The following is a 15517-nucleotide window of genomic DNA, read 5'->3' as shown; positions in this document are numbered from 1 at the left end:
TTATAACCCGTTCATCAACTTTTCCAAATTAAGCGTGTTTGCTTTTGCCCAAATTAAAAACAGCGTAAACTAGAACTAGATGTTCGACCGTATTGAAAGGAGTCAACCATGAGTAAAACGATTTTAGGATTGCACCACGTCACTGCAATTACATCGAGTGCACCCAAAATCTGTGATTTTTTTATGAATAAACTAGGCATGCATTTTATTAAACGCTCTGCCAACCAAGATAACATTCTGACATATCATCTCTACTTTACCGATGATATGGGTGAGCCTGGTGCCATTATGACTTTTTTCGTCAATCCCGATGAAAAATCAAGACAAATTGGTAATAATGAAATTTCACGATTAACCTTTAGAGTGCCTAGTGATGCTGCATTGTCCTACTGGCAAAAGCGTTTTGATCGCTTACAAGTACGTTATGAACCGCAAATTCACACACAATTTGGTGCAAAATATCTTAATTTTTATGATTTTGACGGTCAACAATATGCACTGGTCAGTGAAGCGACTAATCGGCAGACAAATGTGATGACTCAACCACACCGCCCTTGGCGATACGCTGATGTCGATGAGGCTCACGCCATCATTGGTTTAGGACCGGTAACGATTACGTTGCATGAACCAAAGGCTATCGATCAGGTTTTGACTCAGATCTTAAAAGCTGAAAAAGTAACGAGCACAGCTGATCAAAAGTACCATCTTTATGAATTTGCTCATGGTGGCTTAGGCGCACAAATTATTATCCATAGTTGTGGTGATAATATCGATGGTGTTCAGGGATATGGGGGTGTCCATCATATCGCCTTTACAGTACAGGATGACCAGGCTTTAGCACAGTGGCAGGATTGCTTCCACCATCATGCATTACCACACTCTGATGTCATCGATCGTTATTACTTTAAGTCACAATACTTTCGACCAGTCCCACGTATTCTTTTTGAACTCGCTACGACTCAACCCGGCTTTTTCATTGATGAAACTTATGAAGAAGCGGATAAAAAGCTTGCGTTACCACCTTTCTTAGAACCAGAACGTCACAATATTGAAGCGCATCTTGCGCCATTCGATACAAAATAAAGTGCATTTCTTTACATTATTAAGACCGTTTGCTGATAATATTCTTCTATACTCAAGGTATATCTTGAGTCTTTGGAGGACATGATGATGCAACAGCTTAATGATGTTTTAGGTTCCGAGTTTGATGAGCACCGGCTCAATTTTTCAACCACTTCGGGTGAGTGGCGTGGTGTCAAAATTTATTTGAGTATCGTCCTTGTCGCCTTACTCATTGCCACTTTCTTTGATCAACAAATCAGTCATTTCATTGTTAATCAGAATTCTATTTTTGGTAATATTTTCCAAAACTACGCTGATGGTGGTGAATTTATTGTTTTATTTGTTAGTTTTCAAATGATTGCATGGTTTACATGGTTCGAATGTCAAGAACCCGTCACACGTGGTTTGATGACTGCTTTGGCGCTAGGCTTTTCATTTAATCAGCTATTCGATCAATTTACCGATGCGATGACCTATACGTATTCAATGCTTGGTAATATTGCCAAAGGTATTCCAGCTGGTGTGGCTAATAATGATACAGCGGCGACAAGCCTTTATCCACAAAGTTTACAGTGGTTCCTAACCGCACTCACTTTCCTTTTCTTATCTTGGCTGTTCTTTATCTATGTGAGCCACAAAAGTTCACAACAACGCCGTTATTTTTTCTTTGCTGCACTTATTGGTATCCTCGTTGCCAAAACAGCTGATACGACAATCAATGATATGAAAGATCTTTGGGGACGTTTCCGCCCGTACGAAATATCTGCTAGTGGCGCTGAATTCACCCCTTGGTACCATCTCAATGGCGTGAATGGTCACAAATCTTTCCCTTCTGGTCACACAATGTCTGGCTTTCTATTCTTATATCTGACTTTTTTCGTACCACGTGAAAATAGAAGTTGGCAAAAAGGGATGACTATTTTCGGCTTGGCGATGGGCACTTTAACTGCCCTGAGTCGTGTACGTATTGGCGCTCACTGGTTGAGCGATGTCTCGATGTCTGCGCTAATTGTTGGGACCATCATTTTCTTAGCCAGTCGCTTACTCGGTGCGCATTTTATTGAACCTGATAAAGCATCTTAACTTAAATGAGTTGACTTAACGTCTACCTGTTACTATAATAATTACAGGTAGACGTTTTATTTTACTCTATTTTAGAAAAGAGGAATTATATATGAAATACGCCATTACAACTGCAACTGGAAAATTTGGTCGTGTTGCCGTTCAACACTTAGCAGAACTTGTGCCGGTTAATGATATTATTGCTTTAGCACGAAATGTGGATAAAGCCAAAACATTATTGCCAGAAGGCATTGATATTCGACCAGGTGACTATACAAATGTTGCTGAATTAACGCAATCACTCGCTGGTGTCGATCGTCTTTTATTTATCTCATCTCAGCCGGGCGATGTTGTGAGTCGTGAGCAACAACACCTCAATGTCGTTGAAGCTGCTAAGGCAGCAGGCGTTGGGTATATTGCTTATACGAGTTTCCCGCATGCTGATCAGGCTACTGCTATATTAGCAACTGACCATCAAACAACAGAAACAGCCATCTTAGAATCTGGTATCGCGCATTCTTTCTTACGCAATAACTGGTATCTTGAAAACGAAGCTGGTGCGATTAAAGCCGCCATGGCTGGTCAACCTTTCGTCTATTCTGCCGGAGACGGTCAAGTTGGTTGGGCATTGGAAAAAGAATACGCGCAAGCAGCTAGTCGAGTATTAGTGACACCTCATCCTAAGTCTGTCTACGAATTCTCAGGAGCGCCGTTAACTTACCAAGAATTAGCCAAACATATTCCTGGTGACTTTGAAGTGAAGTCTGTCGATGATGAAACATATGCCGATATTCTACAACGAAATGGCTTAGATGCAGGAACCGCTCACTTTGTCACTTTGGTACAAGCCTTCATCCGTAAAGGCGAACTTAGCATGACATCAGATGATTTACCAACTGTTCTTGAACATCCCCTGACACCAATTGATGAAGCCATTGCCATCATTACAAAATAAACAATAAAAAAGTTTGCGATATCTAATATCGCAAACTTTTTTATTCAGTAAAATCAACGTTTCAACTGCTAATTTGACTAAGATGCATTGGTTTAGACCAGTACCAACCTTGTTGGAAAAACATCCCCTTGTCCAAAAATACTTTGGCTGCTTTACAATTTTCAATTTCTTCAATGACAAACATTAAATTCGCCTTAGAACAGACGTTCACATAAGCTTCCAAAAACGGCATCATGACATCATCTGCTATATTTAAAAACGGATGCTTTGAAAACTTAACGCCACATAATTCATGAATATGCTTGAAAAGTACCTGAATATTATTTTGCCCGGTTGAAATATCATCCAACAAGACTTGGTATTGCAAATCATGCATCATGCTGAATGCTTCTTCCAAGTGGTCAAAATCATCCATATTATAAATGCGCTCAGTTAATTCAATCATTAATAGATCATTGTAAGCCTTCATATTATCAAAAAAGACGGCTGTTTCTGGGAATTGCCATTGACAGCTTTCAAAATTCAAAGAAAATTTAACGCCGGGATACTGCTTGAATAATGCCATGAGTTGCGTTTCGGCAAAATAAAGAAATTCCGCATTACCATGACGCTCTTGAATCTTATCCAAAAAGTAATTTGGAAAACGCTGCGTTTCTTTGTTTCTTAATAGTAGTTCATAAAATGCTACTGAAGCCTGCTTTGGTGCTGCCTCAACGGCCATCACCGGCTGTACGACAAAGTACAATGATTCCACCCACGTAGCAGACGGATGAGTATTTAATTCGCTCATTCACCTTCTCCAAATCCCAAAATGTCATGCGCCGTTAACCCAGTTAACATGCACATATAGTATATGCCCTTAAGTAGTATATCATCTACTTTCATGCCGCACCATATTAATGATTCTTAAATTATGCCATGATCCGCCGGCTATATTAACAGATTTGTTCAACAATCGTTTGATGTCGCCCCGCTTTCTTGGCAGCATATAATAGCCTATCCGCTGCTTCAAAAGCCTTTAAAGGATCATGATGATAAGCCTTCAAACAGGCAACCCCTGCAGAAAAGCTAAGTTGTTCAACCAAGTCATCAATATTAATTTGATTGATCTCGACTTGGAGTTGGGCAAATAATTCACGGATTGGGGTGCCTTTGAGTTGCTTAATAGCGACCACAAATTCTTCACCACCATAACGATATAAAGTGAAGTTATTCTTGCCCAATTCTCGAATAAAATACTGATGAATCTGCTCAGCAAATACCTTTAAAACTTTATTGCCCATTGTATGTCCGTAGGTATCATTGACTTGCTTGAAGTGATCAAGATCTAATACCGCAATAAATAGCATTGTCTTATTAATCTGTTCCAAACTAAAATCTTGATGCAAATGGTATAAGTTGTACAATTCTGTTAATTCATCTACATTTGCTTTATGAGTCAACTCATCAATCATGGCCTGTCGCTTGGTCAAATAAACATAGAAATAATGAATAACAGCCAAAACAATCAATAACGCAATGGCTGAAATCATCGTTGCCTTGAATGTAAATGGCGTATGACGCGGGACAAAATACCCTGATAAACGTTCGAGTCCCAGCATCACAATCGCAGATAGTGCCGTTTTCAATAATTTACTGATGTTGAAATGATCAACAGCCATTGTGGCTAAATAAACCAAAATACCATTAACACAAATGAGTAGCACTAGGCTCATCGATATCTGGCGCTCAACAATGGATAAATAACCAATAATAACGCCGACACTGAGCAAAAAATATAAGCGGCCAAATTTCCTATTCATATAGTGATAAACAAGAATCGCCAGTAAGAAATAAAGACACACATACCCAAAAACAAGCTTAGACACCGATAATAGACTATAAAGTAATGGCAAGAAAATGATGACTGGAACAAAATACCACTCTTTTAGTTGCGTCGCATCATGAAAGTGTAGGATTGTGAGTAAAGATAACCCAAGTCCGATACACATTGTCGATAGCGTTCCAATGTCCAGTATTGTCGTCCACATGACTATTTGTCCCTTTATAAAAAATAATTTTATCGCGTATACTAAAAATAAAACCAGCAAAGTGCTAGTTTTACCTTAGTATATCTGAAAGAATGATCTATGCCAAATAAAAAAGCAACCCAATCTCCAATGACATCCCCTAAGCCTATCGCCTAGCGTCAGATACCATTGTCCCGTTAACATCAGTCCATAACGCAAGTTCGCGTAACTTTTGTCACTTTGTGATGTCAACTGCGATTGAGTTGCCCGGACTAGAGAAGTCCTTTCGCACTATCTGCGTGGGATAGCTTCAACAACTGAATGTTATTAGAACCTCATCTAATCTATACATATAGTATACCCGATTATTGCTAACTTTGCAAGCGGTTTCAACAAATATGGTCACATTTGATCTTTAATGACAATCATCGCTGAATGCACACTATTTATCGGACCATACTGTATGTCGATGTCTCGAATACCTTGCTGGCGTAGTTCTTCAATATACTCGTTAACCTTCTTTTCAAATCCTGAAACTGTCATTGCTGTAATCACTCTAATTTCCATCATATCCCCCTTAAACTCATGTATTATAATCATACTGTATATCATCACTTTTGTCGTCAAAAATTGTATCAGTATGCCATAATTATGCTAAAATATCGATAACATTAAGGAGATCGTTCATGGTAAATTCAGAAGAAATTCAACACTATTGGCAACAGTTTCAAGCTGACCAGCATATCACTGATGATTATTACACTGCCGAGCAATATGGGGATGGTCAGAAAATAGGCGATGAATTGGCTGATTTGATTGTCAAGGGTATCAAAACTGCAACGACGTCTGCACTCGAATTATATGAACCTAACGAAAAGAAACCAAAGGTTGGTACGTATAATATTGTATTAGATGGTTCAGGTCACTCTGCTTGTATCACGCAAACTAAAGTTGTCGAGACAATTAACTTTAATCAAGTTAGCGCTGAACATGCCTATCATGAAGGCGAAGGTGATCGAAGCTTGGCTTATTGGCGCGCTGAACATCGTAAGTTCTTTCAAGCAGCATATCAAGCTATGAATCAGACATTTCATGAACAAATCCCATGTATTTGCGAGGTTTTCACGGTCGTTTACGTTTCAGACAAAAAATAAATGCGTTTAAAAGCATAACATTTGTAAATCATCGCTCACCGCAGTACTATTTAGCTAGAGCCCGTTGTGTTTAAAAGAATGGAGGTAGTTCTTCGTGAATCATTCAAATACAGAACCAATTCGATTATCAGCAGTAACCGTTTATAATCATTGTCTCTCACAGAATTGAATTCAAAGGAGAATTAAAATATGCTAATCACTCAAGTACAGAAATATGTTCGTCAGTTAGCTGAATTACTTTCCACCCTCACAAGGCCTCAGGTTGCTTATCGTGTCGTCCCTATTCGTCGTAAACGATAACCATACCATCTCTCCTAATACTCAAAAGGGCAAGTCGTTAAGACTTGCCCTTTTTAATCATTTTATCCAAATAAAAACAACCCAATCTCCAACGATATCCCCTAGGACTTTCACCTAACGCCAGATACCATTGTCTCGTTAACATCAGTCCATAACGCAAGTTCGCGTAACTTTTGTCACTTTGTGATGTCAACTGCGATTGAGTTGCCCGGACTAGAGAAGTCCATTCGCACTATCTACGCTGGATAGCTTCAACAACTGAATGTTATTAGAACCTCATCTAATCTATACATATAGTATACCCGATTACCGCTAGTTTTGCAAGCGGTTTCATAATTTATTTCTAATTTTGATACAAGGCTTTTAATTGATTAATATCGGCAGTCTGAATACCATATTCAGAACCCTGCGGTTGCATGACTGACGCATGATCAGAGACGTGGTCTAGTCCCAAGGCATGCCCTAGTTCATGCTCGGCGGTGTTCATTTTGCGCACAGCCGAATAGTCATCTAAATAATGTTCGTTCAATTTTGCGGTAACATGCGTGATTGATTTCTTTCCTGTGATTGGGTTCAATAGAAATTGTGTTTCTGCTACACCGGCTTGCATCGTATCATCCCGATTTTCAGTCGTTAGCACGATATCGGCCTGATTCTTATTATCAACCTTGGTCAGGGTTAACACTTTTGCCGCATTCCAATTGTCAAAGGCACGTTGCCATGCGGTTGCATAGGCTGGCTTACTATTCAGTGACACATCAAAATAAACTTTCAAAGTCCGCTTAGGCCATATCGCGCCATTTAAAGCTGTTGCATCTGTATGACTTGTGGTTGATTGACGACTTGATATGTTACTGGTTGGTGTATTTTGGCCACCTTGTGTATTGAGTAATGTAGCCAGTTGCTGTACCTGATTCGTTACCCATGCCTTACCGGTTGCTACTTTATCAGGATTCTGTACGACAAAAATAATTGCCACAACAACAATCACTAACTTAACTATTCTTGAAAATTTCACCTCTTCTCCCTCCGTGTCGGTACGTTACTTCGTAGGAATGATTATACAGGTTCAAAATTAAAATTATGTTAACTTATTAAAAGTACGTAATCATGTTAAAGTATTTAGTAAAAATAAAAAGAGGTCTATTCAAGACCTCTTCACTATTCTATATTTTGAGTAAAACTAGGTAATTCGCTTTGATTCAATATCTTTAATGTTTTCTTGTCTAATTGAAAACAAATTTGGTCATCTGGTCTAGATTCTGGGACTTTAGCTCCAGGACCGGATGCACCTGTATTGGCACCCTTTCGAGTGAAGTACATTGGGTAATAATCGGTATCATCTGTCTGTTCCATAGAATTGGCAGCCTGTCCGCCTCGACGATAAGCATCATCCGTTGCAGCATTAAGCTGACTTAATATATCTGTTTCGCGTGACAGGAACTGATCATCAGTTACAGCCGTGGCTGCTTCAGATAGTGCGTAATTATAAGGCTTACCCGTATAGGCATTCACCTCAACTTCCATAAAGTGTTGTGGTGTATCAAATACAACAACATCATACGTTGTCTCATCTTTCCACTCTGATCGTGGACTAGACGTTGCCTTTGCGACATGAACTGTTGCTGGTGATGTCGAATGTGACTTAACAAAATCCAGTGCAATTTGTTCCATTTCATCAGTAGACAGTTTCTTAACACTGACACTAGATGAGGTCGTCACACTACTTGCACTATCACTTTCCTGTGATGAAGATGTGCTATGCGCAGTAGACGATACTTTTGAACTTTTACTGCTGGCTTTTTTATCAATCTTTTGACTTTGTTGCGCATGGCTACTACCAAAAAGAAAAAATACATAACACAATAGGCCAAGAATAAAGATACTGCCTAACCATTTCAATGTCTTACTCATTTTCGATTACTCCCTTAATCAAAAAATAGTATTTTACACACAAAAGCAACCCAATCTCCAATAATACCCTCTAGGGCTCTCACCTAGCATCCAGATACCATTGTCTCGTTAATATCAATCCATCACATCAGTTCGCGTCACTCATGCCACTTCATCATATCAACTGCGATTGAGTTGCCTCGGACTAGCAGAAGTCCATTCACACTACCTGCGCTGGATAGCTTCAACAACTAAATGTTATTAGAACTTCTTCTAATCTATACATATAGTATACCTGATTATTGTTCGTTTTGCAAGCGGTTTCATAAATTAAAATAAATTATGCTATGCGCGATGGCGACCACGTAATTTAAAGAGCTTGCCAAGCATGAGCAAAAATGTCACCACCGTCAGTAAGGTTAATAGATCAAAGCAAAAATCAATATATGGCCGTACTGTCGCCAATGCACTATACCAACTAATAATATCCGTATATTCTAGCAATAATAATACACCAACTGTTAGCGCGCCAAATAAATATGGCAAATAATTGCGGTTCAGCTGTCCTTTTTCGGCCATGTACTGCACATGCCAACCATCAACTTTCTCAATACGTAATGAATTCAACCAAGCTCTAGAATGAATCTTGATATCAAAAATCATAGCAGCTTCCGTTATAATCCCCGTTAATGACAGTAGCAAGTCAATAAAACGATGATTCGGTGTCTTAAGCGTCACCACAACGCCCAGAATTGAAGACACAACTAACGGAAATGCCCAAATCCAATTCCACTCAAAATCACCAATATACAAAGATACTGGTATCAGAATCACCAATAACAAGCGAATGATGGTGTTCAAGAACAATATGCCTTCCTCAAACCATAATTTTCGAGCATATGCCGTTGATAAAAGCGCTTTTTGCATATATTCCAACTTACCAGATGCCCACTTTAACTGTTGGTTGTAATAACTTGATACTGTCACCATGCTATCCACATAACAGCGTGCCGTATCACTAATCACACATTGCCAGCCGAGCGAGCGTAATTGCTGTGTGAGTAATAAATCTTCTGTATCAGTCGAATTATCGTAAACGCCATTGAGCTTGTAACGTTCATTCACTTCAATCAATGCTTCGGGCTTAAAAATCGAGCATTGTCCACCCGCAATTTCAGCGACATAGCCATTCGCTTTTTGTTCGATGGTCCATTGGGCAAATGAACGGTTCTGCTGTACTGCCAAAAAGCGTGATAGTGGTCCGCCGAACTTACCTCTTGCAATAAGTTCTTCCCGATTGGGTAAATTTCTTGGAATGCGATGCTTAGATTCTGGTAACAAGCACGTATAGTTAGCGCTTACTGCAGCAATACGATAATCAGAATATAATTCTGTATAAATTGTACTTAGGCAATTCTTCGCTAAATACACATCGGCATCCAAGCCAACAATCGCAATAATATTTTTCACTGCTTTCATGTGGGATTCGCTAAGCGGTTGTGCGTGCTTAGAATTATCACCTAAAAATAACCGATACAGTTGATTCAAAGCGCCCACCTTACGTTGCTTATTATCAACTGTTTTTAATATGTACAAGTTAAGCTGGTCAGCGTACTGTTGAATTTCTCCTTCAGTGTTGTCCGTACAATTATCCAAAGCAATAAAGACATCGAGTACTAAATCATCGGGTACAACTTGCTCGGTGAGACTTTTGAGCGTATTGGCGATAATATCCTCTTCATTATGGGCTGGTATTACTGCAATCATACGTTGTGTCACATTATCACTAAAGATGCGATTATTCACAGCATCATCATAACTTACTTCTTTTAACATCTCTCTCCTACCATTTTACAAGTCCTTCTCCTATACTAATGTAAACGTTTGTGCTATAATTACCGATTATTTTACACTTTTAAAAAACAATGTAAAGCCTTTTCACAGTTTTTTACATTTGTCAATAACTTTTTGAAACTTTGTGTAACGATGAACATTAAATGGCACAAAAAAGAGGCGCATCGCCTCATCACACTAAGTCACGGCGCCTAAATCCAAGCCAGCCGATGGCCATTAAGATAGCACTGATAATCACCATCCCCCACAGTGTCACTTGGGAAACGCTCACTGCCGGAATGTCTTCAGTCCAGCCAAATGCCGATAGCCGTAGGAACCAATCTGGTAATTCTAACAAATGCTTCATGTACGTTAATAAGAACATCACGCCAAAATAAATATAGAGACCGTAAAACCAACGTGGTAACCAACCAATGAACACGGCACCAATCGCTAATGATAATAGAATCATTGGTAAATATCCCCAAAAAGCAGTCATAAATAGATCAATTGGTAACTTGCGCTCAACTGTTAGACTAGCCGTTACCCATAGCACCAGATATCCGATAATCCAGGATATGATACCGACCAGCTGGCCACCAACAGTGTAAGTTAAGAAATATTTTGTTCGCGATATGGGTTGTGAACCTAACAAATCAAAAACACCAATTTGCGCATCTTTATGCTGACGCTGAATCACACTAAAGCCAGCCATGATCGCCAGTAAAGCCAATAGTAAACTAATCATCACCATATAGCGTGCAAATAACTCATCTTGCATACCCTGAACCTTCTGCAAGCCAAGGACTTTGACTAAGTTTTGATTACTAGCTACCATATCGGCGACTTCATTGAATAAACTCCCATAAATCATAGCCATAAACGCAATACCCAGCTGCCAACCGATAACGCCCTTAAGCTCTAAACGACTCAATACACTCACAAAGCCACGTAAGGTCATGCCCGCTCGTGCACGCCCTTGATCCGCTGTCTGGATAATACCGGCATTTAAGCCGCGCCGTTGTACCAATATAACGGCTAAAATCGAGAAAACGGCAATTAAAATTAATGGTAAAATCATGTAACGCAAATGATTGCCAAAATAGACTTGTGTTGATTCCAACCAGTTAAAGGGCGATAGCCAGACAAAGTCATATAATCCCCGCGCATCAATTATCATGCGCAAAACATAGCTTAACCCCAAAATTGCAAAGCTAACCATAGATACGGTACGTGCGTCCGCAAATAATTGGGCGATAACCAGTGTCACACTGCCAAAGAATAAACCAATCATCCCTAATATACCAGCCAAAAGTAACGAAGTACCTGCGTTAGCCCCCTGCATTGGCAGTATTAATAATGACCCGTATATCAATAACGTGGTGACAATATTCAGCACCAATAGTTCCACCATCACCAATAGTAAGGGTGTCTCGGTCTTAACCGAGGTCGCGCGAATGAGTTCCGTTGCGCCTTCCGCTTCTTCTCGTCGTGCGCCGTTAACCGCAATTTGGATGTTCATCATCCCCATTAGTACACCCATCATCGGTATCATAATCGCACCAAATAAAATGGCAGTGTTGTAATGATTAATCTCCGGCACCTTACCAAACATTGTCGTCATAATCGGTGTACTCATCATCGATACCAATTGTTGGATACTGTTCGTGTCACCATAAACATCGGTTAGCTTAATCAGCCCCGATATCATCATGAACATAATCACTGCCAGCCAAATGACAATGTACTTCAGGTCACGCTTCACATTCAAACGTAGCAATAACCCTAAATGATTCGTTTGCTTCATTGCGCGCCTCCTACATCATAGTATTGAATGAAGAGGTCTTCGAGTGTTGGTGGCGTAATCTGTAAATCTTGTACGTCAGCTTCGCTTAATTCACGCAAAACGGTTGCCAGTTCATCACGCCGAATGGCAAATGACGCTGTGTTGTGAATGCTGGCGAACTTGTGCCGATGACTAAAGCGTAAAACAGTCTCGTAATCTGGTAGCGTTGCCTTTACATTCAATTCGGCCAGGTTTTGCATACTTGATAATGTTCCAGATTCAATAATCTCACCATTACGAATGATAGCTAGCTTATCAATCATCTTTTCAACTTCTGACAAAATGTGTGAGCTCAATAATACCGTCTTGCCTGCTTGCTTTAAGGCTAATACTTCCTCTTGAAAATTGCGCGCTTGTAAGGGATCTAAGCCACTCGTTGGTTCATCAAAAATATATAAATCAACATCTAAGCTAAATGCGACAATTAATGGCACTTTCTGCCGATTCCCAGTGGAATATGTGCGCGACTTCTTCTTAGTGTTCAACTCGAACTTCTTAATTAACGCATCCGTTCGTGACGTATGCTCATGACCACTCATCCGTAATAATAAGTCAATCACCTCGCCACCAGTAAGGTTCGGCCATAAATACACATCATCGGGTACATAAGCAATGCGTTGATGTGCTGCCATCATGTGCTGCGCTGTATCCATACCGAGTAGCTTAATGTCACCACTATCATGCTTAATTAATCCCAAAATAGCGCGAATTGTCGTTGACTTCCCCGAACCATTCGGCCCCAGAAAGCCAAATACCTCGCCTTTCTCAATATCAAAAGATACATTCTTTAACGCTTGAAATTGACCAAAATACTTGTTCAACTGTTGTACTTCTAAGACCTTTGCCATAATGCCTCCTTATATTCGGTTGCGATTATCTGTCTTGTCGTCCTTTTTCTTTATCCTAGCACAAAGTGGTTCTCAAGCTAAATAAAAAGAACTCGCTATCATGCGAGTTCTCCACAGCTTAATCTAAGCGTTGCGCTAAGTCTTTAATATAAGCTTTCAAATCATCCTTCGTCTGGGGATGCTTCAAGCCAAATTCAATATTCGTCTCCAAGAAACCAATCTTAGAACCAATGTCATAACGACTACCCTTGAATTCATGTGCATAAACATGCTGGCGATTGTTCAATGAATCAATCGCATCGGTCAATTGCACTTCATTCCCCTTACCAGGTGCCGTATTCTCTAATTCTTCGAAAATCTCAGGTGTTAATAAGTAACGTCCAATAATCGCCAAATCAGATGGTGCGTCTTCTGGCTTAGGCTTCTCAACGAAGTTCTTCACACGGTACAAGCCATCTTCGCTCACCTTGGCAGCGGGATCAATGACACCATATTCAGATACTTGGTCATGCGGTACACGCATAACGGCTAATGTTGATTCACCCGTCTGATTATAACGATCAATCAATTGCTTCGTTAGTGGTTCTTCGTCTTGCGTCAAGTCATCACCTAGCAAGACAACGAAAGGTTCGTTACCGATAAATGACTTAGCTGTCAAAACCGCATCACCCAATCCTTGGGGATGAGATTGACGGATAAAGTAAAGGTTAATGTCGGTTGTCTGTTGGACCAACTCCAACATCTTATCCTTACCCTTTTCTTTTAAGTTGTTTTCTAATTCAGGGTTAGAATCAAAGTGGTCTTCAATTGAACGCTTTGACTTACCGTCAACAATGACGATATCTTCGATACCAGAAGCAATTGCTTCTTCAACAATGTATTGAATCGTTGGTGTATCAACGATCGGTAGCATCTCTTTAGCTAATGCCTTGGTAGCTGGTAGAAAACGTGTGCCAAGTCCCGCTGCGGGGATGATTGCTTTTCTGACTTTAGGTGCATGCATGATGATTTACTCTCCATTAAGTTTCTTATATACTTGCTTATTTAATAGTCTATATGTCTATTATATGGCGCTAGATATAAAAAAGATTAAAAAACGCTTGTGATTATTGCAATTACTTTAAGATTTCTTATTTCTAAATTCTCTATACAAAGGCAGAACGGGATTAGCATTTAATACTGTTGTTAGCGTGACATAGACAATAACGCCTAAGATAGCCTGAATAATTGTTGTTAATAAATTTGCAGTCATGTTCATCGTAAATAATTTAATAACAAAAATCATAGCCATAGCGGATAAAACGTTCATCAATACTTGCCATCTTGAATAGCTTAAATGGGTTCTCTTCCAAAAATCCCAAAGTCGAATTACCCAAATCAAAATCTCAACAACTACAGATACAATGGCAGCTCCAATAGCTCCCAATATAGGAATTAATATAAAATTCAAACCAATGCTTAAAATAGCCCCAATATAAACTGACGTATTATATTCTTTAATTCGTCCCTGTGGTATCAAATATTGTCTAGAAATGGTCATCCCACCGGGAATCGCAATAACCAGTAATCCTAATATAGGTAATACCAAATTCATACTAGAAAATGTTGACCCAAAAAACCAAGGAATAAGTTTGTCCGCTATCGCAATGATTCCTGCCGATATGGCAATAGTAAAGTAAGCTTCAAAATTCAACACTCTTTGAATCATCAAATAGCCTTTATCATATTCATTTTTACTGAAAAGACGAGTAGCATGTGGCATTAATACTGTATCAATAGACGAAATTAATGTAATAAAAATAGTAGTAACCAGTAAAGCGTTAGAAAATATACCAACAAATGATTTACTGCCTAACGTGCCAAGCATTGTTTTGTTCAGATTCGTGTATAAAATAATTGCCACCTGAGGAATAAACAAAACTGCTGATTCCTTTAGTGCTAACCACATCTCTGAGAAAATAGGTTTAACAAAATGAATTTGCTCTCTCAAAAAGAACCATAGTGTGAGCGGATTAAAAAATGCGACAAGCGTCAATATTACCGTGTACTTAATCAAATCATCGGCAGAATTAATCTGCGTCACAATTAGGAAAAATGACGTCAATTGCAATAAGAAGTTGACAATTGTGATTTTTTGAAAGTCCTCTATTCCCATAAAGAACCAAGAAACATCAAGCCCAGCCGCTACAACTAATAATGATTGTATAAAATATACAGTTCCTAAGTTAAATATTAAACCCGTTATAAAATAACAAATTAATATAACTGCAGTTAATAAGAGACTAAAACCCTCTAGCGTCCAAAACTTTTTACTTAATAACGTTTTGTCATCAACCACTTTGGCTATTTCACGCGTACCATATAATGGTAACCCTAAGGCTGTTACTAAGACAAAATACTGTGCAATAGAATTTGCGAAAGCATATTTTCCAACGCCTCCAGCTCCCAATGAATGGGCAACAATAGGCACTGTGACTAATGGCATCAATATTTTTAAAACTTGGTAACTAGACTGATATAATAGATTCTTCCCGACTTTATTCATTGTTATTCCA

At 39.2% G+C, this 15517-nt stretch carries 14 protein-coding genes; 4 read left to right on the top strand and 10 right to left on the bottom strand.

The genetic code is table 11. The features are described from left to right. Window positions 1–108 precede the first annotated feature (108 nt). The 3 genes from C5L23_RS01040 to C5L23_RS01030 all read left to right on the top strand — a co-directional run bounded on the left by C5L23_RS01040 (window position 109) and on the right by C5L23_RS01030 (window position 3079). Complete coding sequence (locus C5L23_RS01040) at window positions 109–1083, top strand: VOC family protein (protein WP_010007316.1); 975 nt, start codon at window positions 109–111, stop codon at window positions 1081–1083. Between the two features lie 81 nt (window positions 1084–1164). After that, complete coding sequence (locus C5L23_RS01035; RefSeq protein WP_240034414.1) at window positions 1165–2145, top strand: phosphatase PAP2 family protein; 981 nt, start codon at window positions 1165–1167, stop codon at window positions 2143–2145. Window positions 2146–2236: 91 nt separating this feature from the next. Beyond that, window positions 2237–3079 carry an NAD(P)H-binding protein gene (locus tag C5L23_RS01030; RefSeq protein ID WP_010007317.1) on the top strand — a complete coding sequence of 281 codons (843 nt, stop codon included), beginning with the start codon at window positions 2237–2239 and terminating at the stop codon, window positions 3077–3079. A gap of 61 nt (window positions 3080–3140) precedes the next feature. Here C5L23_RS01030 and C5L23_RS01025 read toward each other — a convergent pair whose 3' ends face one another. The 3 genes from C5L23_RS01025 to C5L23_RS08485 all read right to left on the bottom strand — a co-directional run bounded on the left by C5L23_RS01025 (window position 3141) and on the right by C5L23_RS08485 (window position 5658). Beyond that, window positions 3141–3869: an EAL domain-containing protein gene (locus C5L23_RS01025; protein WP_010006952.1), complete on the bottom strand. Its 729-nt coding sequence runs from the start codon at window positions 3867–3869 to the stop codon at window positions 3141–3143. 145 nt (window positions 3870–4014) lie between these two features. Further along, window positions 4015–5109 carry a GGDEF domain-containing protein gene (locus C5L23_RS01020; protein WP_029508585.1) on the bottom strand — a complete coding sequence of 365 codons (1095 nt, stop codon included), beginning with the start codon at window positions 5107–5109 and terminating at the stop codon, window positions 4015–4017. 381 nt (window positions 5110–5490) lie between these two features. Next, window positions 5491–5658, bottom strand: a complete 168-nt coding sequence (locus C5L23_RS08485; protein WP_158004496.1) for a hypothetical protein — start codon at window positions 5656–5658, stop codon at window positions 5491–5493. A gap of 116 nt (window positions 5659–5774) precedes the next feature. Here C5L23_RS08485 and C5L23_RS01015 point away from each other — a divergent pair, with 116 nt between their 5' ends. Further along, window positions 5775–6242, top strand: a complete 468-nt coding sequence (locus C5L23_RS01015) for an ASCH domain-containing protein (RefSeq protein WP_010006955.1) — start codon at window positions 5775–5777, stop codon at window positions 6240–6242. Between the two features lie 643 nt (window positions 6243–6885). Here the strand turns inward: C5L23_RS01015 and C5L23_RS01010 are convergent. The 7 genes from C5L23_RS01010 to C5L23_RS00980 all read right to left on the bottom strand — a co-directional run bounded on the left by C5L23_RS01010 (window position 6886) and on the right by C5L23_RS00980 (window position 15507). Beyond that, window positions 6886–7560, bottom strand: coding sequence for a matrixin family metalloprotease (locus C5L23_RS01010; RefSeq protein WP_010006956.1), 675 nt, complete (start codon window positions 7558–7560; stop codon window positions 6886–6888). A 143-nt stretch (window positions 7561–7703) separates the two neighbouring features. After that, window positions 7704–8456 carry a hypothetical protein gene (locus tag C5L23_RS01005; protein ID WP_010006957.1) on the bottom strand — a complete coding sequence of 251 codons (753 nt, stop codon included), beginning with the start codon at window positions 8454–8456 and terminating at the stop codon, window positions 7704–7706. Window positions 8457–8780: 324 nt separating this feature from the next. Beyond that, on the bottom strand, window positions 8781–10271 hold the full coding sequence (locus C5L23_RS01000) for a glycosyltransferase family 2 protein (protein WP_010006958.1): 1491 nt from the start codon (window positions 10269–10271) through the stop codon (window positions 8781–8783). Window positions 10272–10461: 190 nt separating this feature from the next. After that, window positions 10462–12075 carry an ABC transporter permease gene (locus C5L23_RS00995; protein WP_010006959.1) on the bottom strand — a complete coding sequence of 538 codons (1614 nt, stop codon included), beginning with the start codon at window positions 12073–12075 and terminating at the stop codon, window positions 10462–10464. Further along, window positions 12072–12962 (bottom strand): ABC transporter ATP-binding protein, encoded by an 891-nt coding sequence (locus C5L23_RS00990; RefSeq protein ID WP_010006960.1) that lies wholly within the window; start codon window positions 12960–12962, stop codon window positions 12072–12074. The genes C5L23_RS00995 and C5L23_RS00990 overlap by 4 nt, the downstream gene beginning before the upstream one ends. A 118-nt stretch (window positions 12963–13080) precedes the next feature. Beyond that, window positions 13081–13965, bottom strand: coding sequence for a UTP--glucose-1-phosphate uridylyltransferase GalU (gene galU, locus C5L23_RS00985; RefSeq protein WP_010006961.1), 885 nt, complete (start codon window positions 13963–13965; stop codon window positions 13081–13083). Window positions 13966–14082: 117 nt separating this feature from the next. Then, on the bottom strand, window positions 14083–15507 hold the full coding sequence (locus tag C5L23_RS00980; protein WP_010006962.1) for an oligosaccharide flippase family protein: 1425 nt from the start codon (window positions 15505–15507) through the stop codon (window positions 14083–14085). Between the last annotated feature and the right edge of the window lie 10 nt (window positions 15508–15517).

The organism is Leuconostoc fallax (genome assembly GCF_004354645.1).
Lineage (GTDB): Bacteria > Bacillota > Bacilli > Lactobacillales > Lactobacillaceae > Leuconostoc_B > Leuconostoc_B fallax.
The sequence above is the reverse complement of the archived record's forward strand: the minus strand, read 5'-3'. Positions and strand labels throughout refer to the sequence as shown.